Source organism: Mucilaginibacter lutimaris (assembly GCF_042676625.1).
Lineage (GTDB): Bacteria > Bacteroidota > Bacteroidia > Sphingobacteriales > Sphingobacteriaceae > Mucilaginibacter > Mucilaginibacter lutimaris.
The window spans coordinates 1,306,110-1,329,877 of record NZ_JBHTIA010000003.1 but is presented as its reverse complement, the minus strand read 5'-3'; the positions used below and the strand labels follow the sequence as shown (position 1 = coordinate 1,329,877).

Here is a 23,768-nt window from a genome sequence, read left to right as displayed (position 1 = left end):
CTTTTTATCGCTTAGAAATTTCGTTTGTGTCAGTCCGATCATTGTAACTGGCTTTGAGGGGGCGAACACAATGTTTTACGCAAAAAGGGCCCTTTAGTACGAATATGACATGCACTGAGGAGCCTTAAGTAAAAAACTTTATATAATTATAATTGAGTTCTTTTTCATCCGCAAAAACTAAAACCTGAAGTTGAATGCGATATAGGGATACCAGCCTTCTTCGGAATGTCCTGCCAGGACCTGCAGCACAGTAAGGCTGGCCGGCGCAAAGTATAGCCCGCCGCCGACACCCTGATGGATCTTATCTGAATGCTCACTGGCAACCCAAACCCTGCCAGCGTCATAAAAGCCGCTCATGCCGAACTGCCCGGGTAAAATATAGCCGGCAATATCAGCCAGTTTCAACCGGGCCTGCAGGTTGTTGAACACCATGTGCTGCCCCGCAAACCTGTTCTTGAGAAAACCAAGCAGGTTTCCCTGCCCGCCAAGAAACATGGACTGATAGAAAGCCGGACTGCCGATGCTGATCCCGCCGCCTATACGGTCTGAAAATACAAGCCTCGACGAAGAACCTGGTTTAAGGTACCAGGTAAACTCTGTCCGTATCTGGGCGAACGACCTTGAATAATCATTCAACCCTTTATAACCCGATATGCTCAGGTCGAAGTAATAACCTTTAGAGGGAAACACATCGTTGTTGCGCCTGTTACTGATAAAACGTGCGACCAAGCCAACATGGGCTTTATCTTTATCGACCACCGCACTGTCATAAGCATGGATAAGTGAGGGCAGGTTGATCAGCCTGCCGATATTCTCGTCCGGGTTCAGGTGATAGAGCTGGAAGGACGGGCCAAAGCTGACGCTACTGCCTTTTCCGGTGCGCCAGCGAAGGGCAGGATCGAAGTCATAAGTATCAAATATTGCCCTGTGGTATCTTCGGTAACCTTCAAATTTCACCAGCCTGGTTTCGTTACCGCGCCCGAAAAAATTCATGGTATTATCCGGTGCCTGCACAAGTGCATGCAAAGTAAGATCTGCGTTGCCGATGGCTTTTATCCATTCAGCATCGTAATTTATCCTGAAAGCATCCGTTGCAAACGAATGCGTCAGCATGAATTGCTGGGTTTGTGAATAAGCGCCCTTTCGGAATCCGTCATAAGCGGTATACTTAAAACCCGCACCAATCAGGAAACCATCATCGGCATTGATCGCTGCGTTACCCAGCGGCATCCATTTGTTGTAAAGGTTCGTGGCCTGCATCCGCAGGTTTGCTGTATCATTTGACAGGTATTTTATTAAGCGCGACGGATTGCCTTCGAATCGTGTACTGTCTGCAGCTCCGTAAACCCTGATCTTACTGACGGAATTTTTTACGTAAAAATACTTTGCATCCGCACTGTCGATGACCCTCAGCCGGATTGGGGATGTCTGGTTATCGATGATTATACGGTCATTCCCCCCGCCTGTATAAAGACGGATCTCTTTAGTAATCTGCGGCGGGTAAACCATATCCATGTAATCTGCGGCGGGCCCTTGTTTCCCGTTGATCTTTTTAATATTGATCCTCAGGGATTTATCCGGCGTCCCGGTTATCGTTATCAGTTCGTTTTTATCCGATGTCCGGATATCGACGATCCGGTTAATAAAATAATAATATTCAGACATTGCCGCAGGGATGTTGTTTCTTCTTTGCTTCAGCTTTCCAAAAAGCATGGCGCCGCGCAAGTCGTATATTTCCTTTGGCAACCGCTTTAAACCTGCTAAAAGCACGCTGTCATTCTCGGCGGCGACCAAGTCCCTGGCGCATTGCATCCAGTCTTCATAACTGATCTGGGCATCGGGATAGGCCTTGATAAATCTGGTTTTGTAGACAGACCATTTAACCCTGGGTATTTTGCCTTCAAAATCTTCGAGTGTGGGGTCAAGCCATGGCAGGGAAGCAATGGACGGGAACAGACCTTCGGTAACGTGAAAAACCTGATCGCGGTCTCTCGGAACAGCCTTATAAAGTCTTTCATTTCCGTTTTTAATGAATGTCCAGCGCCACTGATCTTCATGCCGGTCCCAGTCACCTAAAAGCAGGTCCAGCATCCTTGCTTTGAGAAAGGCTTTGCCATCAAAACGGTTCGCATAGTTTTTCATCAGGTCCCGTTCCATTTTCAGGGTACTTTCGGAGCTCCCTGCAGGTTCCCTTTCTTCGAGCAGGCAAACCATGCCGGTGAATTTAGTACGAAAATCCCCTAAGGCGGGATCATCAGCAACCACACCAATAACCGGGTTGGCATGCGGCACACCGGCTGCCTCTGCCAATGGCGGCACGACGAGGGCAGAATACGGGTGCTGCCCGGTAAACTCATCACCCACCCAGTCGACAGCAAACGTACCCCGCAGATTTTCCGGAAGTAATTTATCCGGAACTTTCTCAACGCTCCTGAGTACCCATTCCCGGCCGCCCGCATCACGCAGGCGCAGGGATTTGGATTCCATACCACCGCCTTCTTTTACCGGCGTAAGCCCCCCGTGCATTCCTGATAAGCGGATCACCGGCAGCTTTACCGGCAAAGCCCAGTCTTTACGGTAGTTCTCTCCAAAAAGCCTGCGGTGAATTTTACTCACCTGATCGTAAGAGCTGTGCAAATTGACAGTCACGCTGTCAGCCGCGCCGGCAATATCATGCCGGGATACCTGTGCCGTGGCAGCATGTGTGATCCCGGCTGAAGCCAGGAACAGGATTATCTTTCTCATCTTGTTCTAATTAAAAACAGTTCTATATGCTAAGGCAGATCATCTGCTCAATGCATGAACCGGATTTACCGCTCTGGAGGACGAAGCGGCACTATTATTGGATAAGGCCGCAATAACAAAAGAAGTAACGGCGATAATAAGGCCGAACATAAAGATATTGTAGGCCAGTCTCAGCAATCCGTATTTCTTACCGAGCACCACGGCCTGCCCGTACAGGTCACGTATAAGGGTGCGGTAAAGGAACTCCGTGTCACCCATTACTTTGAACATTCCGCGGGCATACGTTTCCAGGTCCATCCTGTAAAAATTGCCGAAAAACAGCAGGTTTACTTCTTTGCGTTCAATATCTTCTTCAGTAAACCTGCCATGGGGTATGGCGGGCCGCGTTGCCAGAAGGGATATGACCATTGATATCAGGCAAACTGTAAGGAGGACGATGGTAGGAATAGTAAGATACGCGTTCTCGTCCAGTTTCCGAAGCACCAAACTGATGATAGCGGAAAGGATAATGGCATTCACAGTGATCAGGATATGCGCCTTCTTATCTGCCATATCACTGAGCCGCTGATTATTGGATGAAGTGATACGGAACATCGTTTCTATCCCTTTATCACGCTTTTCGGTTCCGGGCTTTTCTTCTTTATTATTTTTTTTATCAGATTTGGACATAAATAATACCAGTGATCAAACTTCAAAAGAGTTCAAAGGCGGACTTTTTCTGATCTTGAAAAAGCCCGCTCTTTAGCCACAGAAAAACGCTTTATTAACGATTTAAATTCAATTGCGTGATCTGCAACCGGTGAATGATCGCGTGCGGCGTTTAAGCATACTGAAGATCAAAGATATCCAGCGACACCAGCAGAATATCTTTTACCGGGGTTTGGTCGGCGTCATTCAGCGGATAAATCCTGTGCACGGTAGGTGCCTTAATGCCATTAAACTCTTTGTACTCGGAATAGTAGTGTACGGCTGAATTGTTACCCAGTACTTCCGGCCAGTAATCATGACGTTTCAGCAAACCCTCCTGTGAGAAATAAAATACCTGCCTTGTGCTGTGAGTTGGAATATTGTCAGGGAAAACCACCTGCAGCCTTCTCCAGGTTTCGCCGTTTTCTTCCCATGGGTCCATCTCCAGGATGTGCACACCCGGTTGCGCTAAAAGAAATGGCGTAGTGAGGTAATTCCACGTAGCATAGGATACGAAATAAACGAACTGCAGCCTGCTCCAGGGTGTAAGCAGTTCGTGGCCTTCAAACGTTTTTCTGGCATTTTTTGATTCTTCAACCAGTTCGCCGTTGTTTTTAAGGATCGCTACGTCAAGACCGTTGAAAAGCGTTTTCTTATCATCCGCAAAAATGGGTGTCCAGCTGTCATAAGGTGCATGCAGGTTAGCCGTGAAAACAATGTCATCCAGTGAATCGGGATAACCTTTTCGCGGCCAGGTAATGCCTTTTATTGCAACATGCATTTTTACCGTATTCAGCTGGTTCCAGCGCGAAATTCCGCCATGGGCGTTCAGCACCAGGCTTAAAAGTTCATTTCCGTCTTTCATATTTGTTGATTATTTATTAATTCAAAATTAGCCTGCCGGGCTGCGTGCGGCAATGTATGGTTGCCCGCATTTATGGTACAGTTAGGCATAGGCGAAAATCAGCGGCAAAAAAAAGCCAGGTTTTCCTGGCGTCTTTTACTGGTCCTGTCCCGGATATTAAACAGCAACGATCACTTTGCCGGTTGTTCTGCCGCTTTCTACAGCAAGATGGGCCGCGGGCAACTCGCCAAACGGAAAAACAGCGGAAACATGAGATTTAATGATCCCGGCTTCCATCAGCTTTGCGATCTCTTTCATACTTTCCCCGTCAGATTTCACGAGGTAAAAAGATATAGCCACCCCCAGCTCCTTTGCTTTTGCCTGGGTTGCTTCGCTTTGCGGCGCAGGAATGCTGATGAGCGAACCACCTGGTTTGATCAGCGGTAAAAAGCGGTCAGTGCTTTCTCCTCCTACCGTGTCAAACACAAAATCGAAATTCCTGATCTTCTCATCAAGTGCAGGCAGGTTGTAATCTTCGTGCTCGTCGGCACCAAGCGAGATCACAAAGTCTTTATTCCTGGCAGACGATGTACCGGTAACATGCGCGCCTAGATATTTAGCGATCTGTACGGCAAAATGCCCTACCCCGCCTGAGGCGGCGGGCACAAGTATCTTGTCGCCTGCGCCGATGTTGGCCTGTTTTACCAGTACCTGGTAAGCTGTAAGAGCAGCAAGTGTTGCAGCAGCGGCCGACTCAAAACTTACATTTCCGGGCTTTAGTGACAAATGGGCAGCCGGAGCGTTCACATATTCGGCATAGGCTTCGCCGAGACCGGGAAAGCTGACCATACCGAAAACATCGTCGCCGGGTTCCAGTCCGGTTACCCCGGAACCTGTTTGTTCCACCGTGCCGGCGATATCCCAGCCAAGTATCAGCGGATCAACATCTTTTAAACGTCCGTAAAAACCATACCCTGCACGGGTTTTTACATCCACAGGGTTGATACTGATGGCCTTTACTTTAACCAGCACCTGGCCTTCGGCAGGAGATGATACAGGCAGTTCCTTCAGTTCTAAGTTTGCAGCCTCGCCGGGCGTATTTAATACATATGCTTTCATGATAATGATTATTTGAGGCAATAGTATTCAAAATATGATCTGCTGATTTGTACCGATCGATCCTTTTGTGGTATCCATCGTCAGCAAATGCCCATGGCATGATGTTACTGTGCCTGTCGCTTTTCTAACCTGATGTAATCCATACCATATTTTCGTTGAAAGGTGCACTTCCCGTCCGCACCTGTCGGTTATTTTTATAAAAAACATTAATATGAAAACTTTAAGCTTTGATGCAGAAACCAAATTTATTGATTTGAGCGGCGAAAAACTTGCTTACCGCATGTTCGGTGAGGGCCCTCCGGTTCTTTTCTATAACCGTTTCAGGGGTATACTGGATACCTGGGATCCTTTATTTTTAGATACCCTTGCCCGGGAGCATACACTGATCCTTTTTGATTATCCCGGCACGGGCGATTCAGAGGGCCAATTATCCACAGATATCTATGCCGTAGCTGACCTGGGCATCCGTTTGCTTGATCATCTCGGGATCGGCAAATTTGATGTGGCCGGATGGTCCTACGGAGGTCTGGTAGCGCAGACCGCGCTGTTCGGCAACACCGGCAGAATTGGAAAGGCTGTTCTGATCGGCACAAATCCACCCGGCATCAACGAAGTACCTTTCGATAAAAGCTTTTTTGAAAAAGCATTGAAACCGGTTAATGACCTGGAAGATGAATACACCTTATTTTTTGAACCTGCTTCTCAAAAAAGCAGGGCGGCAGCTCAAGCCTCCCACGAAAGGATAGCCAGACGCCTTGACCGGTCGAAGATCCCTGCCACGCAGGAACAATTTCAGCGTTACTTCGGTGGCTCCGCAATGCTGAAAGAAGATACCCATAATTTCAGGGGCGGGTATAAAACCATTCAAAATCCGGTGCTGGTCATCTCCGGCGATCATGATATCAGTTTTGCCGTGGAAAATTGGTTCCCTCTGCTTAAACAGGCACCTGCCATGCAACACTTTATCCTGAATGATGCAGGACATGGCCCTCAACATCAGGAACCGGAACTGATCGCTGATTATATCAATTTGTTCTTAGGCAGGCCCTGAGATCTGCCGCAACTGAAACTTGATATTGAAATAATCAGTGAAAGATTAAAAACAAAAAGGCCCGCATATATGCGGGCCTTTTTGTAATCATATATCCAGTTATTTTTGCGATATCTCCCGTGCAGCAGCATCGATCACGCCTGCAACTTTGTCCGGCTGTGAAATAAATACAACGTGGCTTCCTTTTATCTCAGTAACCTTCATATTCGCGCGTTTATACATATTGCGTTCTATATCCGGATTAATGGCCTTATCTTCAGTGGCTACAACAGCAAAAGCTGGTTTGGTTCTGAAAGACGCCATGCTAACTTTATCGGTAAAACACTGTCCGAATATCGGCCCTTGTGAAGCATACATAAAAGCGGCCAGTTCTTTACTCAGGTCTGCGCAAAAGCCCGCATGAAATTTCGCCTTATCGAAATAGATAACGCCTTTTTCATCCGGTGGCAAGATACCGAACTCAGGCGCTGCAGGTAACGATGAAGCCCACTGCGCAGTGCTTTCGCCGGCGTCGGGCGCGAATGCGGCTACATATACCAAACCTGCTACTTTGGGGTTATTGCCCGCCTGTGTGATCACAGTCCCTCCCCATGAATGACCGACCAGGATCACCGGTCCGTCCTGTCTGTCAATGATCCGGTTTGCCGCGTCCACATCATCTTGAAGTGACGTGAGCGGGTTTTGTACGACCGAAACATTGTAACCCTTTTTTGTAAGGTTATCGAAAACGCTTTTGAATCCTGAGCCGTCAGCAAATGCACCATGAACAATCACGATGTTTTTGATCTTGCCGGTGTTTTGGGCCATGGTTGTTATTCCTGTGAAAGAAAAAGCGGTCGCTGTCAAAGCGACGAATACTTTTTTGATGACTTTTGTAAAATCTGTTGTCTTCATTTTATTGTGTTTTGTTGGTGAATAATATGATGATCACACTGCGGCGTGCCGGCTGATAGTTCATGGCCCGATCTCTACGATCATTTCGACTTCTACCGGCCAGCCTTTAGGAAGAGCAGCCACACCCACGGCAGACCTTGCATGAATTCCTCTGGTGCCGAAAATCTCGGTCATCAGATCCGAATAGCCGTCCATCACCATAGGCTGACCGTAAAAGCTATCTGTACCGTTCACAAAACCGGTAACTTTTATGATCTGTTTTATTCGGGAGAGCTTACCAAGATTTTCTTTTAAAGCGGAAAGCTGTGCCAGCCCGCATAAGCGTGCGGCTGCATATCCCTCAGAAATATCCAGATCTTTTCCTAGTTTTCCCGTAACATCACTGCCATCTGCCCGTACCGGCCCTTTACCTGAGAGGTATAATAGGTTCCCGCTCCTGACCACTGCCGTATAACTTCCGAGCCGCCCGGGCAGCGCCGGCAAAACAATGCCTTTTTGACGCAGCAAATCATCCGGATCCTGGCCCCTTGCGCTTACGGTAATTGTCAAAAACCAGATCAGGCTGAACATGATGATCAATGCCTGTTTAATAAAGCGTGCTGCTTTGTTCATTTCAATTGCAGATTATAGTGTGTGTCATGAGCTGCAGAGGATATATCATCCTTTACGACAATTGTAAAGGGTCTGCCTTGCGGCGTTTACGGAATGAACTGCTGATCTTATGTATACTTGCGGTTTGAACCCGGTTCTTCAGCTGATCTTGCTGATCTTTTTTCAGAACCTGAAAATCATTGATATTTATCACTTTAGCCTGTATTTTCTTACGCCATGCTACGTAGATGGCAGCCGAACTTACGGCCCGCCGGTACCGCGTTTTAATAGCAGTTTCATCATATTCCGGTCCTGAATTTTCCGGGCCGTTGTTGATCGCGTAGAGAATCGTGGCAATACACAGCACAGATACCATGTGGGTTGTGTAGAAGATAAAATTTTCCATAACTGTTCAGATTGATTTTTAAAGAACCGGTTCTGTTATACTATGGATGCACCGGGACATTGCCCGGTCATCCGATAGTACCACTCTAACCTAACATGAAATTATTTTGTAGCCAGGGCATAAGCGAGACGTAAACCAAAAAAATTCACTTTACTGCCTTCTGCAGCGCTCGTAAATCTAGATGAGCCTTCATAACGTACACCAGCATCGATATAGCTGTTGCTTTGTCCCAGTTGCAGTCTTACACCGACCTGTGGGGCATAAATAAATGCCGCGGTCCTTTCAAATCCTACGTCCGGCTTGTTTGTCGCGAAGGCCGCACCCGCCTCAGCCTGTACGTATAAAATCTCCAGTGGGAAATATTTGATACCGCCCTTAACCGGTATCAGGCTGATATCGGTGAGGTTATTTTTACCAAAAAAATTATTATATCCGGCATTAGCGGTAATATACAAGTTTGCTGCAACGGGAATGTCAGCCTGAAACGATCCGCCGACGTTCCATCTGTGCGATTTATTAAAATCGCCGGTAGACACCCCTGACTCTACACCGAGGCTGTAGACTATACCGGTGCCGGTTTTAACCTGTGTTTCGCCTGTCTGGGCTTTCGCCGCGATGCTAAAACCTGACAAAGCTGACAGGACAAGGATAGTTTTGATTGAATTTTTCATAGATGTTGATTTGATTTATAAATAATTGTTTGATTAATTTTTGTAGCTCCCTATCTGTAAATAGTCATCAGTAGTTCCTGCGCATAAAGAAAGAAGCCGAGGCCGTGACCCTTCAGGAGATGAACCAGGTTCAGATCTCTACAATGCCAGTCCGCCGGATTTCTGCCGGGCACTTTTGATGCGCTTTCCGCAGGGATGGCCGGTTTGGTTTCCGCAGGATTTGCGTTAGGGATTAAATTGCTTTCCGGAGTTGAAATTGCTGTTTCCATACTGCCTTTTATTTGTTTTTTGTTTATCTGGTGCCGATGTATAAGAGGATATGCACGCGAGATGCCAAAATCATAAAAATCTGATTATTAGCTATTTATAATAAATACATTCAGGACTGGAATGTGATATATCATGTTTTCGCGAGTTCGGCAGCGAAATTTGACGGTTAAAAAGGAGGCGACTGAACTGTGTAAAAAGTTATTAATACGGTTAGCCGGTATTTCTGCATCGCAAACGGTGCCTGCAAAAAAAAGCGCCGGACTACTGCCCGGCGCTTCGTTCCATCAATCTATTTACTTTCCTAAATACAGTTTCAGCGTTGCTGAAGCCTGCAAGAAAAGATCTTTGGTCTGCGGAATATCCGCCAGACCGTTCAGTAACCCAAAATCATGGATCACGCCATTGTATCTTACGGTGGTCGCTTTCACCCCGGCTTCCAACAGTTTACGGCCGTAGGCTTCGCCTTCGTCTCTCAGCACATCGTTCTCTGCTACCTGAATCAGCGTTGGCGGCAGGCCGCTTAACTGTTCTGTAGTATCTTTTAAAGGAGACGCGAGTATGTTGCTTCTTTTAGCAGGGTCAGAAATGTACATATCGTACATCCATTTCATCAAAGGGGTAGTTAAGAAGCGGTCCTGACCGTAAAGTTTGTAAGATTCGGTTTCGAAATCTGCATCAACTATCGGCCACATCATTACTGCCACTTTGATCTCCGGGCCTTTTTTTTCCTTTGCCATCAGAGACATTACAGCGGTCATGTTACCGCCAACGCTGTTGCCGATAACACCAAGGCGTTTACCGTCTACGCTGATCTCCGAACCGTGAGCTGAGACCCATTTCAGGGCCGCATAGATCTCATTGATGGCCTGCGGAAACGCCGCATCGGGTGTACGCGTATAGTTTACAAAAACGCCTACAGCGCCAGACCCTACGACCAGGTCTCTTACCATTCTTTTATGGGTCGGATAATCACCTAAAACCCAGCCACCGCCGTGGATGAAGATAAACACCGGCAAAACGCCTTTCACGCCGGCGGGGCGCACAATGTTAAGTTTGATCTTAAGGCCGTCAGCGCTGATCTCTTTTTCGGACTCTGTGATCCCAGAGTAATCTACTTTTGCAGATGCCTGTGCGTTAACAAGCACCATTCTCGCATCTGCCGGTTTCAGTGTCTCCAAACCCGGGCTTCCATTATTAAGGCCTTTAAGGAACGTACGTACCTCGGGGCTCAGATGTTCGTCAGTAGCGAAGTTGGGCGCTTGTGCCTTAACGCCTGAAATTGATGCGGTTGCCAATACAACAGCCAGGATACCCGACTTGGTTTTTTGTAGTGTTTTTTGATTTTTCATTGGATTAATTATGTTAAATATCTTTTTGGGCCTTGTTCCAAATTAAATGCCTTTACATAAATTATTTAATTTCAATAAGTTATGTAAACATCACAGGCTTTAAGGATGTTGAATGTCGCTGAAATCCGATTGAGGACGCGACGGGTCGCCTTTCCGAATGGACCGGGATATCTTCACATGGTCCGGGGGAAATCGAAAGGCTACAGCAGAAAAACGTTGAAAAACTGTATATTTTTTTTAAAAAAGCGGAAGCTTATAGGGCAGGTTCATAAAGCCATCCACAGGGCAGCCATCAGGTCAGGTGCCTTTTCAGGTTTTGGGCTGCGCCTTCTGCCACCGGCAGTTATAATCATGAGGCCTTTAGCGCCGTCTGCGGCTTCGACGGTAAACAGCAGGCTTAACGCATTACCGGGCCCGAAAGCGTGATCTGCGAGGGTGATCGTCAGCTCCCGGGCGGCAAAATGCCGGTCGGTATCCCTGCAATATATACCATTGGCACCCTTAAGCGTGTAGGTGTTTTGGTAACCTTCTGATCTTAACTGTTCAAGGCTGAATATTTTTTGACTTTCTTTTGTAAACGCTAATGTTCTCATAGTCTTTCTTTACTGGAAGAAAAATATCATACCAAACAATGAGTCTTTGATAGTCAATATGTTAGATTAATAAATAATAAAACGAAACGGCGACATTTCGCTGATTGACAGAGGATTGGGTCAATAAAACCGTAAAAGATAAATTCAATGGAGATAACGACAGAAATTGAGCAGCAATTTTTCGCGATGAACATTGTTTGATTGTACATCGATTTTAAATGTTTTTTTATTTTTATCAAAAATATGGCACTTTTCAGGCTATCCATTATTTGCTGCATTACGCTTTTTTTGGGCGCTGGTAAAGTTTATTGCCAGAAAACGTCGTCGCAGGAATTGCAACACTTGCGTGCATCCCTTAAAAGAACGGGCCAGGATACAAGCCGGATAGACGCTTTTACGATGTTAGGCGACTATTATCTGTTTCTTCCAGGTGAAAGAAAAGATGATCTGGACAGCGCCTTTAACTTTTATGGGAAAGCAATCGCTTTAAGTAAAAAATTACATAATGACGAATGGGTAAATAGAGTGAAAGCCTCTTTAGCCAGTTGGTATTATGAGGCGGAAAATCCACATCAAGGCACAGCTTTATTTAAAGAAATCATCCGGTTTTATCAAAAAAGCGGCAACCGGGCCATGGAAGCCTATTCATTGCGACAACTGGGAAGCAACCTGATTGCCGAAAAGTTGCATAATCATCAGCAAGAAGGTTTGTTGTATTATGAACAAGCAATCGATGTTTACAAGAAGCTGGGCGATCGTCAGAAAGCAATCGAACTGACAAGTGGCAAGGCATTGGTATACTTTTCCAACGGAAAACTGGAAAAAGCCGAGAAGGCTTTTTTGAAAATGCATCAGGATCTCAACAAGATCGGCTATTACGGAGAATCCGACGGAACCGCCCTTGATTATCTGGCGTATATTGCCCAGGCAAGAGGAGACTTCAGCGCGGCATTCAGATATGCCCTTGAAAATCTTGAAAACCTCAAAAAACATCCCAATGATTTTTTGGAAAGCCGAAAGGCCAACATTTATCTGCGGCTTTCCGCAATCTATCTGGATGCCGGGAATTTCACTAAAGCCGAATTTTACGCCCGTCAATATTTACCCATCGTTTTACAGGAGAGGATGGATTACACGCCTGGTCTGAATATTCTTGTGAAGTCACTGATTGCCGAAAAAAAGCCCTCGGAAGCGTTAAAGGTATTAAATGGGACCATCAAAAATGCGCCAACAGATTCCGTGCAGCAAATATCTGTCTTTCTATTCTCGGGAGACATTTACAAGGCTTTGCGCTATACCCGTATAGCTGAAAAGAATTACCTCGCAGCCCTCAACTTGTATAATGCCATCTCTCCCTTGCAAAGAAAAACTTACCGCACTGCAAATCTCTATCTCAGCTTAAGTAATTTTTATGTTTCAATGCAAGAGTTTGAAAAGGCAAAAAAGGTTCTGGAACATACCGATCAAACGATTCAGACATTTACGCCACTGAGTAAAAGTAAGCTCGCGTTGGTGCGCTCTAAAATAGATTCAGCTGAAGGCCGTTATTTGCCCGCTTTAAAGGCCTTTCAATATTACAAAGAGCTGTCCGATACGATCTTCGATATCCAGAAAAGCCATCAGATGAGTCAACTGGAAGTAACTCTTGAAGTGCGGCAGAAGCAAGACAAGATCAACCTGCTCAGTGCGCAGAATAAAGCCAGCCTGGCTTTTGCCCAAAAGGCAAAAGTGGAACGTAATATTACTTTCATCGGCATTCTTATCGCCCTTGTTTTCTCGCTGATCACTTTCTTCAGTTTCCGGGCAAAGATCAGGAGCAATCGTTTGCTGACCGCCCGGCAACAGGAAATCAACGAGAAAAATGCAAGCCTGCAAACTCTGGTGAACGAAAAAGAAGTGCTGTTGGCTGAAAAAGAGGGACTGATCGAGGATAAGGATATATTATTGAAAGAAGTACATCACCGGGTCAAAAACAATCTGCAGATCGTCATGAGCCTGTTAAGTACCCAGCTGGAATACTTGGAAAACAGTGAAGCGCTCCAGGCGCTCGAGGAGAGCCAGCAGCGCGTGCAGGCGATTGCACTGATCCATCAGAAACTGTACCGTGATAAGGGCGGCGTGAGCGTACAGATGCAGTCATACATAGCCGATATGGTGGACGATCTGGACAGTTCTTTTAATGCCCGGAAAAGGAATATCAAATTCGAACTGTCCGTAGAGGCCATCCATCTTGATATCGACCAGGCTGTACCGGTCGGCCTCGTCCTGAACGAAGCCATTACCAATGCCATTAAATACGCATTCAGGGATGATAACGGAAAGGTTAATATTGCGGTCTCCCGGGCAAAAGGCCGCGTAAACATAAAGATCTCAGATAACGGCTCGGGGCTTCCTGATGATTTTGATCTTAACGTTTCCAATACACTGGGTATGGAAATGATGAAAGGGCTGACCAAACAACTGCTTGGCACTTTCGAGATCAGCGGCCGCGGGGGCGTAAGCATCCTGCTCAGCTTTCCTTACCGTGAAAAAGTCCTGATTGCCTAAGGTTAGAGAAACAATATAAATCGTGGGTTAAGCCGAACTTTTGTTATATTACTGAATACAGACGCTTGAAAATTATTTTTATTTTTAGAGGAAAAAGCAATGCCGCTTTACAAGATACTTTTCATATCCACTTTTATCTTCCTGTCGGGATCAAGCATTTGTGCGCAATCGCCGGCTAAAGCAGATCTGGGCAACATGCTGTATTCGCTTAGTAAAAGCCGTCCGGATACAAACAGGGTTAAAATCTTATGGGGCATCGGTGACCATTATTTATATAAGCCAGGAGAAAAGAAACAAGACATTGATAGTGCTTTCCTGTTTCTCCGGAAGGCCGTTGGCCTGAGTGAGCAGTTAGCTGAGTCTGAATGGAAAAACAAAGTTTCTGTTTCCCTGGCAGCAGCCTGCTTCGAAGCCAGGAAGGCTGTTGCCGGCAGGCTGATCTTCAAAGAGATCATTTCTTTTTACAAAAAAACTGGCAAAGCCTCATTAGAAGGGGATGCATGGCTTACCTTAGGTGACCAGCTTAAAAATACGGACACGACGCATCAGCAAAAAGAACGCCTGGCTTGTTATCAACGGTCTTACGAATTGCAAAAAAAAGCGTGTCAAAATAAATCGGCAATCCTCGCACTTACACGGTGGACGCAAACGGCATTGTCTATACGGGATTATGACGAGGCTCTAAAGGGGCTTTTAAAAATAAAAGCAGAATCGGAAAAGAGTAAGCTTTACACTAATATTTACGGCTGGGCCATAGATAATCTCACAACAATCGCTGCTTCAAAGGGGGACTTTTATAAGCAACTTTTTTATCAGATAGAAAACCTGAATGCCTTAAAAAAACATCCGGAATATTATACTGTCAATGGAGAGATCATGAGCTATAACCGAATCACCGACCTTTATCTCCAGATGGACGATTATAAAAAGGCCGAGATTTATGCTCTGAAGGAATTAGACTTAACTTTAAAAGCAGGAGAAGATTATGTTTTTCCTTTAGATAATTTACTGATCAGCCTTTTAAATCAAGGAAAAGCGTCGACTGCTCTGGCGATATTACAGCGGACAGTAAGGGCTATGCCGCCAAAAAAAATGCAGGAAATCGATGTGAGTCATTTTTACGGCAGGGTTTATGCGGCCATGCATAACTTCAAAAAGGCAGACCTGTATTTTCAGCGGGCGGCACGCTTGTACGAGGCAATAGACCCGCAACATAAAAATATAGACTATCTCACTTCAACTTACGAAACCGCCGCAGAGTATTATATTTCAACCAAACAATTCAAGATGGCCGCTCCCTTCGTCTCAGGCCTTGCCGGTATAAGAGAACATTTCTCAAATGTCCAGAAGAGTAATTTGGAACTAATGACGTCCAAAGTGGATTCATCCTCCGGAAGATACCTTCTCGCATTACAACATTTCCAGGCGCACTCCTTTTTAAAGGATACCATCTTCAATATGGGCAAAGTAAGCCAGATGAACCAATTAGAAGTTGCTTTTGAGACCAAAGAAAAACAAAACAAGATCAATGTATTAAACTCGCAGAACAAAGAAAATTTAGCGCGAGCAGCAAAAGCAAGACTTGAGCGAAATATAACCATTGCCGGTATTATCATTATGATTATTATCTCAGGGATAGCATATAACGTTATCAGAAATAAGATAAAGAGTAACCGCTTGCTTCGTGCACAAAAAGACGAGATCGACCTTAAAAACGGCCAACTTGAGATCCTGCTTAATGATAAAGAAAAGCTATTAACTGAGAAAGAGGGTTTGATCGCCGATAAAGATATTTTGCTAAAAGAAGTTCACCACAGAGTAAAAAACAATCTGCAGATCGTTATGAGCCTGCTGAGCACACAGTCGGAATATCTCGAGAACAGGGAAGCACTTCAGGCGATAGAAGAAAGCCAGCAGCGGGTACAGGCTATCGCGCTTATCCATCAGAAGATCTATCATGAAACGGGCGGTGTAAATGTCCGGATGCCTTCTTACATTTCGAATATGGTGGAGGATTTTATGGTGTTTTCCAATGCTGAAAAAAGAGGGATTAGGATCATGACAATGGTTGAGGAGCTTGATTTGGACATCGATGTAGCGGTACCAGTAGGACTCATTCTTAATGAGGGCATAACAAATGCAATCAAGTACGCTTTTGGGGATAAGGGCGGGCTTGTCGAGATCAATATGCACCGATGTAATGACCAGTATCATCTCTTGATTTCCGATAATGGGAAGGGGTTACCCCCTGAATTTGATCTTCGTACAGCCAGTTCACTTGGGATGGTGATGATGAAAGGGTTAAGCGGACAGGTTCAGGGTTCCTTTAATATTATAAATTCTGAGGGGCTGACTTTGTCTTTGAAATTCCCAATGAGCAAAACCAAATGATCAGCGCGTAAATACCATCACGCAATACCTCATAAATCTGTAGAAATGCTCACAGGAAATTCATCTATTTGTTTTAACAACATGGAATCAATGAAAATCGTACAGTTTTTTTTGGGGGGGATCAGAAAACTAAAGCCCGAACGAAATTAAGCGATTTTCAAACCCTAAATGACTATCGACTTATACTTTTCTATTATTAATATGAGGGCAACTCATAGCGTAAATTCGATAAGGTGATTGGCCAATCCAACTAAATGATGATCAAAATTATATTCTTACGCCCACATAAATGCGATAATGAAAATGCCTTTTATCGTTATTTACACTTCGCTACTATTTTAAGAAACTTGACACATGGTTTTTGTATTAACAATTCAGAACCGCAGAAAAGAAGAAAATACTAATAGTGAACCGACAGACCATGGCATAGCTCACTTTGACATTTGAGAGCAGCGTAACTGAACATAGCCAATTTGCCGATATCGAGTAATATCATGCCATCAATCTTAATCAGATAACTAATACATATTACTCATTCGTTTGATATAGATTACAGACTTATCTTTTTCTCTCCTGATAGCGAAATTTATATTCGCTACCGGTTAAAAATGCAATCATGAATAGGGTCGAAACACTCATAAAGGAATTGTTAAACACCACAACAATATACCATAACACTAAATCAGCATTTACGATTTGCCGGACTAGTTCGCTATTTATAATATCGGGTGCTAGCCAGTCTTGAAGATTTGTTTTTTAGAAATTGGGTATGCCAATACAGTTAATGTATTTTCGCATCCAAAAATTAAATCAACCTGACAATCAAATTTTTGTTAAATTACAGAAACACATTAGAAACTGAATTTATTAAAAAACATTCGTTGTGTCGACTGGTATTTGGATGTCTATTACGATTAACCATTCCCGCTCTATGGCCAGGAAAAGCCGCTGTTTAAAGATTCGGTCCTTAAATGACTAGGATTTTTTTTTGCTGAATCCTTTTGTTGTCAATTGGAACTGGTAAAGGTTCAATCGGTAAGATTTCAGAAACATGTCTGCGATATTTTTACGATAAGTGTCTGCTGTGTTGTTTTTTAAAGATTCCTGTAACCCCAAAGCCAAAATAACGGTTTGCAGTTTCAATTCCTCTGCTGTTCGTGCCCGCGTTGACGCCGCATTTAGTTTTGAATTGTTAGCCAATATTCCGGCTATTTGCATTCTCGCAGCCCGCTCCTTATCCTTTGTTACCTTTGCATCGGGTACATTGTTCACGATCTGATAACCAGCTAAGATTAAACCTGCCAGTGCATCGGCAGCATCATTATCATGTAATGCTGATGTTTTTAACATTTCGGCATAGACGGTTCCATAATCTGCCTTGCCGGGGCCAAATGTTGTCATCACCGCATTGGCGCCTTGCGGACTCTGGCTTTGCAGACGCTTAGTAAACGAAGCTACCACCGATTGTCGCATTGCAGGTGTAGATGTATAGGGAAAGCTGCTTTTTGCCTTGACGGAACTCTTTGGCCCAAAAGTGTTACCATAGGCCAGATTGCCGGACCACCCGGCCATCAGTGTGGGATCAAGGGCCATGATCGGCGCGTCTTGAGCCATAGCAGCGGATACGATACAGAATAATATTCCGGTAATAAGACTGGTCTTCTTTTTCATAAGCTTTTAATAACCTATATATAATTGACAGATCCGTAAAAAGTTTGGGCAACAAACCTCCAGGTCAGGAAAATGTTATATCAACCGATGGAAACAGCATTGCCCGGATTTTTTTTATATCCTGAATTTATTACCGAACAGCAAGAATTGCTGTTGCTGGATGAAATAGACAGCCAAACCTGGATCGTTGATTACCTGAGGCGACTGCAATATTATGGCTACCGGAACGAGCTGGAGAAACCGTATAGCCTGGTGCCTTTTCCTGTCGAAATGCCGGAACACATACGCGAATTGTCAACTCAATTAGTAAAGCAGGAGATCATACAACTCTTACCTGACCAGGTGATCATTAATGAATATAATCCGGGGGAAGGTATCAAACCGCACAAGGACAGAATGTATTATGAAAACCAGATCTGCGGGGTCAATCTGGGCAGTGGTTGTATCATGCGTTTTATCAGGGGGGAAAATGAAGAAGTTATAGACATCGAGGTGCCCAGGCGTTCTGTCTATGTGATGCAGGACGATGCGCGGAAAAAATGGAAACATGCCATACCTCCTCGGAAAAAAGATAATGTTAACGGCGAGGTAAAGCATCGCGACCGCAGGGTATCCATTACTTACAGAAAGGTAAAATCTAAAAGCGTTCATCAGCTGGACCCGACAGGCAAAGTTGCCCACATGCTTCAGGATCTGTTTCACATTTCGGGCTGATCAAATAGAGATCAAACCTGACCGGGAAGAATATCTTAAAACGCAGGGAAGTATTGTTCGCAGATTTTGTTACTGGCATCTAAATAACCTTAGCGTCATTTTAGAAACTCAGCAACCATAAATCTTAAATAATGATGGGCTGAAAAATTTGAAAACATTTTCTGCTAATTATTTTTGCCTAGTCTTTTAATTGATTGTATCATCAGGCGGCACATACAGCATTTTGGTGTTTATGACCTCAAAAAAGTCTTGCCGGTAGGCTTCACCAATGTTGATCGGCTGCTCTACATTCAGAATTCTGACCATGTTGCCTTCAACAGCCGTAAGATGGCTGAGCGATATGATGAATGATTTATGCACTCTCACAAAACCCCTCGCCGCAAGGCTTTCCGACAATTCTTTCAACTTCAAATAAGTGATGATCTTCTTTTTATCATCCATGTGAATGATCGCATAATTGCTCAGCCCTTCGATATAGGTTATTCTGCGGGCATCGATCTTCAATAACTTCCCTTTTTGCTCGGTTTTGACAAACACATAGTGATCCTGTTCTATGACCGGACGCTGGTTGCTGTGGATAGTCCACATCCGGTTCACCGCTTTTAAAAATCGGAGGAACTGAACTGGTTTCAGCAAGTAATCAACAACCTCATGCTCAAAGCCTTGGACGGCATATTCTTTATATGCAGTAGTCATAATAATGTGGCTATCCTTACTGATCAGTTTAAGCATTTCGACCCCGGTAAGCTGTGGCATTTGTACGTCCAGAAAAACGAGGCCCGGCTTCAGGTCGGTGATCATGGCCAATCCTTTGATCGGGTTCGTGGCAGTTCCCACCACCCGCAGAAAATGCACCTGACTGATATGTTGAAGAAGCAGGTCTATTGCGTGCTGCTCGTCATCTATAATAACGCAATCGATCATACTCAGAATGTTATATGTAAAGTTACACGGAAAGCTTCATCTATATTTTCTGTCACAAAGGTACAGCGATCACCATAAGTTAATTTGAGCTGTTGCCTGATATTTTGAAGGCCGACGCCATTCGAAAGTTCTTTGATCCCTTTACCTTTCTTATTTTCAATTGCAAAGCTAAGCTGGTTAACACTGGTGCTGATCCTGATCAACAAGGGATGATCAGTATCATGCAGGTCGCCGTGCTTAAAAGCGTTCTCTACAAGCGTGATCAGGATCAGAGGAAGGATGTTTATAGACTGATCGTCTATCTGCTCCTCATATTTAATATTTAAGTTATGGTCGTGACGGCGCTGGTTGATCTCCACTACATTCTTCATGTGTTCGAGTTCATCCATGATATTTACTTTTCCATCAATACCTTCACCCGTAGCCAATGCATAGCGCATAATGTTAGCCAGTATCAATACTGAATCAGCGGTCTCCCTGTCCGTTTTGATCACCTTGCCGTAGATAAAGCTTAAGGAGTTAAAAAGAAAATGAGGATTGATCTGGTGCTTTAAAGCAGTTAGCTCTGCCTCGGTTCGCTGCTTTTGCAGTAAGATCCGCTCTTTACTTTTATTGACCCACTCTACCAGCAAGGCTACAGAGAGGCTGCTGACCAGCGTAAATAAATAAGATATGATCAGTATCCAGCCTAAAGAATTTTCGGATAACTTGTTTCTCACGACATCGTTGTTGTCTTTCTCATAAAGGTAGCTGCCATAATTGACCGCAAATTTCATCAGAAAGACTGCTATCGTTATCAAAAAAGCGCTTCTGCGACTACGTTGCCCGTGCATAGCAGGCAGTATGACAACGAAGATCAGCAGGTAATGCGTTATAACAGACTCTGCAATAAAGCTTATTATATTAAACGCGAGACCATCGTCGCCGGCAAAATTCCTGATCGTCTGCTCTGGTGTTACCAGATACGAAAGCATGAAGAACGATCCGTAAATGAACAGCGAAAAAACAGTAAGTAACAGCAGGCGCCTGCTGTTATACTTGAAAAACCTGATCAATGCTATCATCTTTTATCACAGATCATCGTCACACTCTAATAGCTACTTATTATTCATATTTAATGAAGGTAGCAGTTATTTTTTTTGCTTTTATATCCATAGTTGAGGAACTGTTGGTACCTGTTACATTTTTCTTTTTTGAAAGGGATACATTGCTGGTACCGGTTTGTTGTGTGCTTACGACCTCTTCATTAAGTTCCATGATCACACCGTCTGCCCCCTTAGCTTTACCTAATTCGATCACCTTTTGCTGTGCAGCCTCCAGCGAGCCGAAACCTTTGCCGACTTTAGTAGAACCCATGGTCGTGTAGTTCCTTTTAACATCGTTTTTAGCCAGGTAAACATCGACATCTGATGTAGGTGAATAGGTTTTGCCAAAATAGGAAGGCGTTGAACATGCTGCTAATATCCCCATTACCAGGAATGTGATAAGCGAAAATACTGTTGCTTTTCTCATTTTAATTCTTTTAATTATCAATTAGTAAGTTATCAACGGCTTTCCATTCCTTAAAAACATTAGATCATTAGATCAACGGTCTTTGGAATATCGGAAAACCATGAAGCAAAAGTAATTTCGGATTTACCGGTGGTAAACTTAATTATGCGAACAGGCTTTTGCCCGATGTGAAATTGGTGAATTAAAAATTTGATTAGCTTAACCATATGGTTGTTTGAACTTAAATAATATTTGATCAGCTGATGGCGATAATAACGTCTGCATGCGAACTCAAACTTAGCCGACTGGCGAAGGAAGTTGTTATATTGAGCTACCCGTTCTAAAGCTGATCGAATAATACCTTATTTAATGCCCATGAAACTTAACATTGCCTCGATAGCACCCGGGGCCATTAAAGCCGAATCATAAAGGCGATGCCGCTTACTTTAGCACCGCCTATTTACTTACGCCTGACCGAAGAACAAGTTGCCATCGTCGTCCATACAGGTGTACTACGTGACCCTTAATCGATCAGGTTGTCTCCTAAAAATTGCCAAACGCAGTATAATTGTAGTTCACCCATTATATTCCTGATTTTGATCAAATTATACTTCAAATTCACTTGCTTTTGGATCACTATGAAACGTACCTGCCGGAGTTATTCTGAAACTACCAGCCGTGGCGAAAGTGTCTTCCATGAACATGAAATGATAGATCTTTTCATCTTTTACCTTTGCCAGTATCGAGAATGGAGAAGTAACCTGCTTGTTGAGCGATCTGGAAGTGTAAGTAAAACTACCGAAAACGGCTACTTTTTCATTTTCTGAAAATATATCCTGCACCTGAAAAGCCTGAATGGTCCAAAATTCATTAACTCCGGCAAAAGTGTCGATAAAACCTTTCGCCCCTTCATAATGGGTCCCGGTCCAAGGCAGGATTCGCTGTAATTCAGGGTTGTTAAAGTTCAGCGAAATATAAGTTGCGTTTGGATCAACGACCGATCTGATAATATCGGGATTTGTAGTGTTTGCTAAAAAAAGTTCGATAGTTTGTTGTGGTGTCTTCATTTTTATTGATTCTAATTTTTTTAATGGATGAGACGGGTGTGTATCTAACAACCGCATCAGATCATTCTTATTTAACTTCCGCCAGATACTTGTGCACGAAACTGATCGCCATCGAACCTTCACCGACTGCAGAGGCTACACGGTTCATGGCACCTGCTCTCACGTCGCCAGCCGCGAAGATCCCCGGGCTGCTGGTCTCCAGTAAATAAGGGTCACGTTTTAGTTTCCATATCTTAGGGAAGTCAGCATGTGTTTTCAGATCACGTCCCGTTTTAACAAATCCCTTATCATCTTTGATAATATGCATCTGTATCCAATCCGTGAATGGCTTTGCGCCAATGAAAATATATAGGGCGTCCGCCGGCAAGTTCCTCAGTTCCTGCGTATCCAATGTGCGGATATCCAGACTTTCCAATTTCTCTGCACCATAGGCTGATGCAACCTCCACTCTTGGCACGACATGGATATTATTTTCTGCGGCGATCTGGTCGATCAGATAGGCCGACATCGTATCGGTTAGGTCATCTTTACGGATCAGGATATATACGTTTCTGGCAAATTTCGAAAGATGCATAGCGGCCTGACCGGCAGAGTTACCGCCGCCCACGATATAGACATCTTTGTTCGTACAGGCGGTGGCCTCCGTCATGGCGGCGCCGTAATAAATGCCCGCTCCGGTTAATTCAGATACGCCGGAAGTTTCCAGTTTGCGGTAATCGACACCTGTGGTGATCACTACGCTGCGGGTAACTATATCGGATGCATCGTCCAAGATGATCCGTTTATAGCCATCCTTTTCTTCGATCGACCGCACTGATTGAGGTGAAAGGAACTCGACACCTAAACGGGTAGCCTGTGTCATAGCTCTGCGGGTCAGCTCAGCACCGCTTAAACCGGTGGGAAAACCAAGGTAATTTTCGATACGTGAACTGGTTCCTGCTTGGCCGCCCGGAGCGCGGCGCTCGATCAGCAGCGTCTTGAGTCCCTCGGAAGCACCATAAACACCGGCGGCGAGACCCGCAGGACCGGCACCGATGATCACTACGTCGTAAACTTCCTGCAATTGAAGATCAGGATTTAAGCCTATTTTGCCGGCAAGTTCGACTAAGCCCGGGCGGGTCAGGTAAGTGCCGTCCTCCAGGAATATGACCGGCAGGTCAGATTCCGCCAAACCGTTATTCTCCAATAATTTCTTTCCCTCCTGATCCGACTGGATATCCAGCCATTGGTAAGGAACCAGGTTTCCGGCCAGAAAGTCCTTGATCTCATGTGAACTTTGAGAATATTGATAACCGATCATTTTAATGCCCCTGAATACAGGGTGGTAGTCGATCTGCCAGTCATGCAGCAGGTCGTCAATTACCGGGAACAGTTTTTCTTCAGGCGGGTCCCATGGCTTGACCAGATAGTAGTCGAGCTTTACTTCGTTGATCGCCTTGATGGCCGATTCTTTATCAGAATAGGCGGTCAACAGTGCCCGTTTGGTCTCCGGGAAATAATGCATGGCTTTAATAAGAAAATCTACACCCTGCATATCGGGCATGCGCTGATCGGCCAGGAACAATGCCACGGCGTCTCCTTTGTTGTATAATTCCTGTAAACTCTCCAGCGCTTCCTGTACATTTATGGTACTCAGGATCCGAAACCGATCCCGGTAACGTGTTTTTAGGTCACGTGTTATCGCTCTTAAAACCTGAGCATCGTCGTCTATGCAAAATATAATGGGTAAGCTCATAAATTTAA

The 23,768-nt window shown here is 44.6% G+C and carries 21 protein-coding genes; 4 read left to right on the top strand and 17 right to left on the bottom strand.

Annotated features, from left to right (window positions below; all coding sequences use genetic code 11):
• Window positions 1-177: 177 nt before the first annotated feature.
• The 4 genes from ACFQZI_RS06920 to ACFQZI_RS06905 form a co-directional block, all read right to left on the bottom strand.
• Complete coding sequence (locus tag ACFQZI_RS06920) at window positions 178-2,745, bottom strand: BamA/TamA family outer membrane protein (RefSeq protein WP_377140245.1); 2,568 nt, start codon at window positions 2,743-2,745, stop codon at window positions 178-180.
• Between the two features lie 39 nt (window positions 2,746-2,784).
• Complete coding sequence (locus ACFQZI_RS06915) at window positions 2,785-3,414, bottom strand: Pycsar system effector family protein (RefSeq protein ID WP_377140242.1); 630 nt, start codon at window positions 3,412-3,414, stop codon at window positions 2,785-2,787.
• A 151-nt stretch (window positions 3,415-3,565) separates the two neighbouring features.
• Window positions 3,566-4,297, bottom strand: coding sequence for a hypothetical protein (locus tag ACFQZI_RS06910; protein WP_377140240.1), 732 nt, complete (start codon window positions 4,295-4,297; stop codon window positions 3,566-3,568).
• Between the two features lie 156 nt (window positions 4,298-4,453).
• Window positions 4,454-5,395 carry an NADP-dependent oxidoreductase gene (locus ACFQZI_RS06905; RefSeq protein ID WP_377140237.1) on the bottom strand — a complete coding sequence of 314 codons (942 nt, stop codon included), beginning with the start codon at window positions 5,393-5,395 and terminating at the stop codon, window positions 4,454-4,456.
• A gap of 211 nt (window positions 5,396-5,606) precedes the next feature.
• Here ACFQZI_RS06905 and ACFQZI_RS06900 point away from each other — a divergent pair, with 211 nt between their 5' ends.
• On the top strand, window positions 5,607-6,446 hold the full coding sequence (locus tag ACFQZI_RS06900) for an alpha/beta fold hydrolase (RefSeq protein ID WP_377140234.1): 840 nt from the start codon (window positions 5,607-5,609) through the stop codon (window positions 6,444-6,446).
• A gap of 99 nt (window positions 6,447-6,545) precedes the next feature.
• Here ACFQZI_RS06900 and ACFQZI_RS06895 read toward each other — a convergent pair whose 3' ends face one another.
• The 7 genes from ACFQZI_RS06895 to ACFQZI_RS06865 form a co-directional block, all read right to left on the bottom strand.
• Entirely contained in the window at window positions 6,546-7,253 is a 708-nt protein-coding gene (locus ACFQZI_RS06895) for an alpha/beta fold hydrolase (protein ID WP_377140232.1), read from the bottom strand.
• Between the two features lie 147 nt (window positions 7,254-7,400).
• Entirely contained in the window at window positions 7,401-7,952 is a 552-nt protein-coding gene (locus tag ACFQZI_RS06890) for a RidA family protein (protein WP_377140229.1), read from the bottom strand.
• Window positions 7,953-8,004: 52 nt separating this feature from the next.
• On the bottom strand, window positions 8,005-8,337 hold the full coding sequence (locus tag ACFQZI_RS06885) for a hypothetical protein (protein WP_377140227.1): 333 nt from the start codon (window positions 8,335-8,337) through the stop codon (window positions 8,005-8,007).
• Window positions 8,338-8,438: 101 nt separating this feature from the next.
• A complete protein-coding gene (locus ACFQZI_RS06880; RefSeq protein WP_377140224.1) occupies window positions 8,439-9,008 on the bottom strand; it encodes a hypothetical protein in 570 nt (189 codons plus the stop codon).
• A gap of 50 nt (window positions 9,009-9,058) precedes the next feature.
• Window positions 9,059-9,277: a hypothetical protein gene (locus tag ACFQZI_RS06875; protein ID WP_377140222.1), complete on the bottom strand. Its 219-nt coding sequence runs from the start codon at window positions 9,275-9,277 to the stop codon at window positions 9,059-9,061.
• A 294-nt stretch (window positions 9,278-9,571) separates the two neighbouring features.
• Window positions 9,572-10,627, bottom strand: a complete 1,056-nt coding sequence (locus ACFQZI_RS06870; protein ID WP_377140219.1) for an alpha/beta hydrolase — start codon at window positions 10,625-10,627, stop codon at window positions 9,572-9,574.
• Between the two features lie 266 nt (window positions 10,628-10,893).
• Complete coding sequence (locus ACFQZI_RS06865) at window positions 10,894-11,220, bottom strand: hypothetical protein (RefSeq protein ID WP_377140216.1); 327 nt, start codon at window positions 11,218-11,220, stop codon at window positions 10,894-10,896.
• Between the two features lie 243 nt (window positions 11,221-11,463).
• Between ACFQZI_RS06865 and ACFQZI_RS06860 the strand changes: the two genes are divergently transcribed.
• On the top strand, window positions 11,464-13,767 hold the full coding sequence (locus tag ACFQZI_RS06860) for a histidine kinase dimerization/phosphoacceptor domain -containing protein (protein ID WP_377140213.1): 2,304 nt from the start codon (window positions 11,464-11,466) through the stop codon (window positions 13,765-13,767).
• Window positions 13,768-13,866: 99 nt separating this feature from the next.
• The gene (locus ACFQZI_RS06855) at window positions 13,867-16,158 is read left to right on the top strand and encodes a histidine kinase dimerization/phosphoacceptor domain -containing protein (protein WP_377140210.1); all 2,292 of its coding nucleotides are present in this window, start codon (window positions 13,867-13,869) and stop codon (window positions 16,156-16,158) included.
• 975 nt (window positions 16,159-17,133) lie between these two features.
• On the opposite strand, the gene ACFQZI_RS06850 is transcribed toward ACFQZI_RS06855, so the two are convergent.
• Window positions 17,134-17,829, bottom strand: a complete 696-nt coding sequence (locus tag ACFQZI_RS06850; RefSeq protein WP_377140208.1) for a hypothetical protein — start codon at window positions 17,827-17,829, stop codon at window positions 17,134-17,136.
• An 87-nt stretch (window positions 17,830-17,916) separates the two neighbouring features.
• Here ACFQZI_RS06850 and ACFQZI_RS06845 point away from each other — a divergent pair, with 87 nt between their 5' ends.
• Entirely contained in the window at window positions 17,917-18,543 is a 627-nt protein-coding gene (locus tag ACFQZI_RS06845; protein WP_377140205.1) for an alpha-ketoglutarate-dependent dioxygenase AlkB, read from the top strand.
• A 186-nt stretch (window positions 18,544-18,729) separates the two neighbouring features.
• Here ACFQZI_RS06845 and ACFQZI_RS06840 read toward each other — a convergent pair whose 3' ends face one another.
• The 5 genes from ACFQZI_RS06840 to ACFQZI_RS06820 all read right to left on the bottom strand — a co-directional run bounded on the left by ACFQZI_RS06840 (window position 18,730) and on the right by ACFQZI_RS06820 (window position 23,760).
• Window positions 18,730-19,467, bottom strand: coding sequence for a LytR/AlgR family response regulator transcription factor (locus ACFQZI_RS06840; RefSeq protein WP_377140202.1), 738 nt, complete (start codon window positions 19,465-19,467; stop codon window positions 18,730-18,732).
• Between the two features lie 2 nt (window positions 19,468-19,469).
• The gene (locus tag ACFQZI_RS06835) at window positions 19,470-20,531 is read right to left on the bottom strand and encodes a sensor histidine kinase (protein ID WP_377140199.1); all 1,062 of its coding nucleotides are present in this window, start codon (window positions 20,529-20,531) and stop codon (window positions 19,470-19,472) included.
• A gap of 40 nt (window positions 20,532-20,571) precedes the next feature.
• Window positions 20,572-20,979 carry a hypothetical protein gene (locus ACFQZI_RS06830; RefSeq protein WP_377140196.1) on the bottom strand — a complete coding sequence of 136 codons (408 nt, stop codon included), beginning with the start codon at window positions 20,977-20,979 and terminating at the stop codon, window positions 20,572-20,574.
• A gap of 584 nt (window positions 20,980-21,563) precedes the next feature.
• Window positions 21,564-22,025, bottom strand: coding sequence for a nuclear transport factor 2 family protein (locus ACFQZI_RS06825; RefSeq protein WP_377140193.1), 462 nt, complete (start codon window positions 22,023-22,025; stop codon window positions 21,564-21,566).
• Between the two features lie 67 nt (window positions 22,026-22,092).
• The gene (locus ACFQZI_RS06820) at window positions 22,093-23,760 is read right to left on the bottom strand and encodes an FAD-dependent oxidoreductase (RefSeq protein WP_377140190.1); all 1,668 of its coding nucleotides are present in this window, start codon (window positions 23,758-23,760) and stop codon (window positions 22,093-22,095) included.
• Window positions 23,761-23,768: the final 8 nt, after the last annotated feature.

What these genes read in the sequence shown, in the direction of transcription:
- ACFQZI_RS06920 (WP_377140245.1), bottom strand. Translation starts at nt 2,745, where the DNA reads ATGAGAAAGATAATCCTGTTCCTGGCTTCAGCCGGGATCACACATGCT.
- ACFQZI_RS06915 (WP_377140242.1), bottom strand. Translation starts at nt 3,414, where the DNA reads ATGTCCAAATCTGATAAAAAAAATAATAAAGAAGAAAAGCCCGGAACC.
- ACFQZI_RS06910 (WP_377140240.1), bottom strand. Translation starts at nt 4,297, where the DNA reads ATGAAAGACGGAAATGAACTTTTAAGCCTGGTGCTGAACGCCCATGGC.
- ACFQZI_RS06905 (WP_377140237.1), bottom strand. Translation starts at nt 5,395, where the DNA reads ATGAAAGCATATGTATTAAATACGCCCGGCGAGGCTGCAAACTTAGAA.
- ACFQZI_RS06900 (WP_377140234.1), top strand. Translation starts at nt 5,607, where the DNA reads ATGAAAACTTTAAGCTTTGATGCAGAAACCAAATTTATTGATTTGAGC.
- ACFQZI_RS06895 (WP_377140232.1), bottom strand. Translation starts at nt 7,253, where the DNA reads ATGGCCCAAAACACCGGCAAGATCAAAAACATCGTGATTGTTCATGGT.
- ACFQZI_RS06890 (WP_377140229.1), bottom strand. Translation starts at nt 7,952, where the DNA reads ATGAACAAAGCAGCACGCTTTATTAAACAGGCATTGATCATCATGTTC.
- ACFQZI_RS06885 (WP_377140227.1), bottom strand. Translation starts at nt 8,337, where the DNA reads ATGGAAAATTTTATCTTCTACACAACCCACATGGTATCTGTGCTGTGT.
- ACFQZI_RS06880 (WP_377140224.1), bottom strand. Translation starts at nt 9,008, where the DNA reads ATGAAAAATTCAATCAAAACTATCCTTGTCCTGTCAGCTTTGTCAGGT.
- ACFQZI_RS06875 (WP_377140222.1), bottom strand. Translation starts at nt 9,277, where the DNA reads ATGGAAACAGCAATTTCAACTCCGGAAAGCAATTTAATCCCTAACGCA.
- ACFQZI_RS06870 (WP_377140219.1), bottom strand. Translation starts at nt 10,627, where the DNA reads ATGAAAAATCAAAAAACACTACAAAAAACCAAGTCGGGTATCCTGGCT.
- ACFQZI_RS06865 (WP_377140216.1), bottom strand. Translation starts at nt 11,220, where the DNA reads ATGAGAACATTAGCGTTTACAAAAGAAAGTCAAAAAATATTCAGCCTT.
- ACFQZI_RS06860 (WP_377140213.1), top strand. Translation starts at nt 11,464, where the DNA reads ATGGCACTTTTCAGGCTATCCATTATTTGCTGCATTACGCTTTTTTTG.
- ACFQZI_RS06855 (WP_377140210.1), top strand. Translation starts at nt 13,867, where the DNA reads ATGCCGCTTTACAAGATACTTTTCATATCCACTTTTATCTTCCTGTCG.
- ACFQZI_RS06850 (WP_377140208.1), bottom strand. Translation starts at nt 17,829, where the DNA reads ATGAAAAAGAAGACCAGTCTTATTACCGGAATATTATTCTGTATCGTA.
- ACFQZI_RS06845 (WP_377140205.1), top strand. Translation starts at nt 17,917, where the DNA reads ATGGAAACAGCATTGCCCGGATTTTTTTTATATCCTGAATTTATTACC.
- ACFQZI_RS06840 (WP_377140202.1), bottom strand. Translation starts at nt 19,467, where the DNA reads ATGATCGATTGCGTTATTATAGATGACGAGCAGCACGCAATAGACCTG.
- ACFQZI_RS06835 (WP_377140199.1), bottom strand. Translation starts at nt 20,531, where the DNA reads ATGATAGCATTGATCAGGTTTTTCAAGTATAACAGCAGGCGCCTGCTG.
- ACFQZI_RS06830 (WP_377140196.1), bottom strand. Translation starts at nt 20,979, where the DNA reads ATGAGAAAAGCAACAGTATTTTCGCTTATCACATTCCTGGTAATGGGG.
- ACFQZI_RS06825 (WP_377140193.1), bottom strand. Translation starts at nt 22,025, where the DNA reads ATGAAGACACCACAACAAACTATCGAACTTTTTTTAGCAAACACTACA.
- ACFQZI_RS06820 (WP_377140190.1), bottom strand. Translation starts at nt 23,760, where the DNA reads ATGAGCTTACCCATTATATTTTGCATAGACGACGATGCTCAGGTTTTA.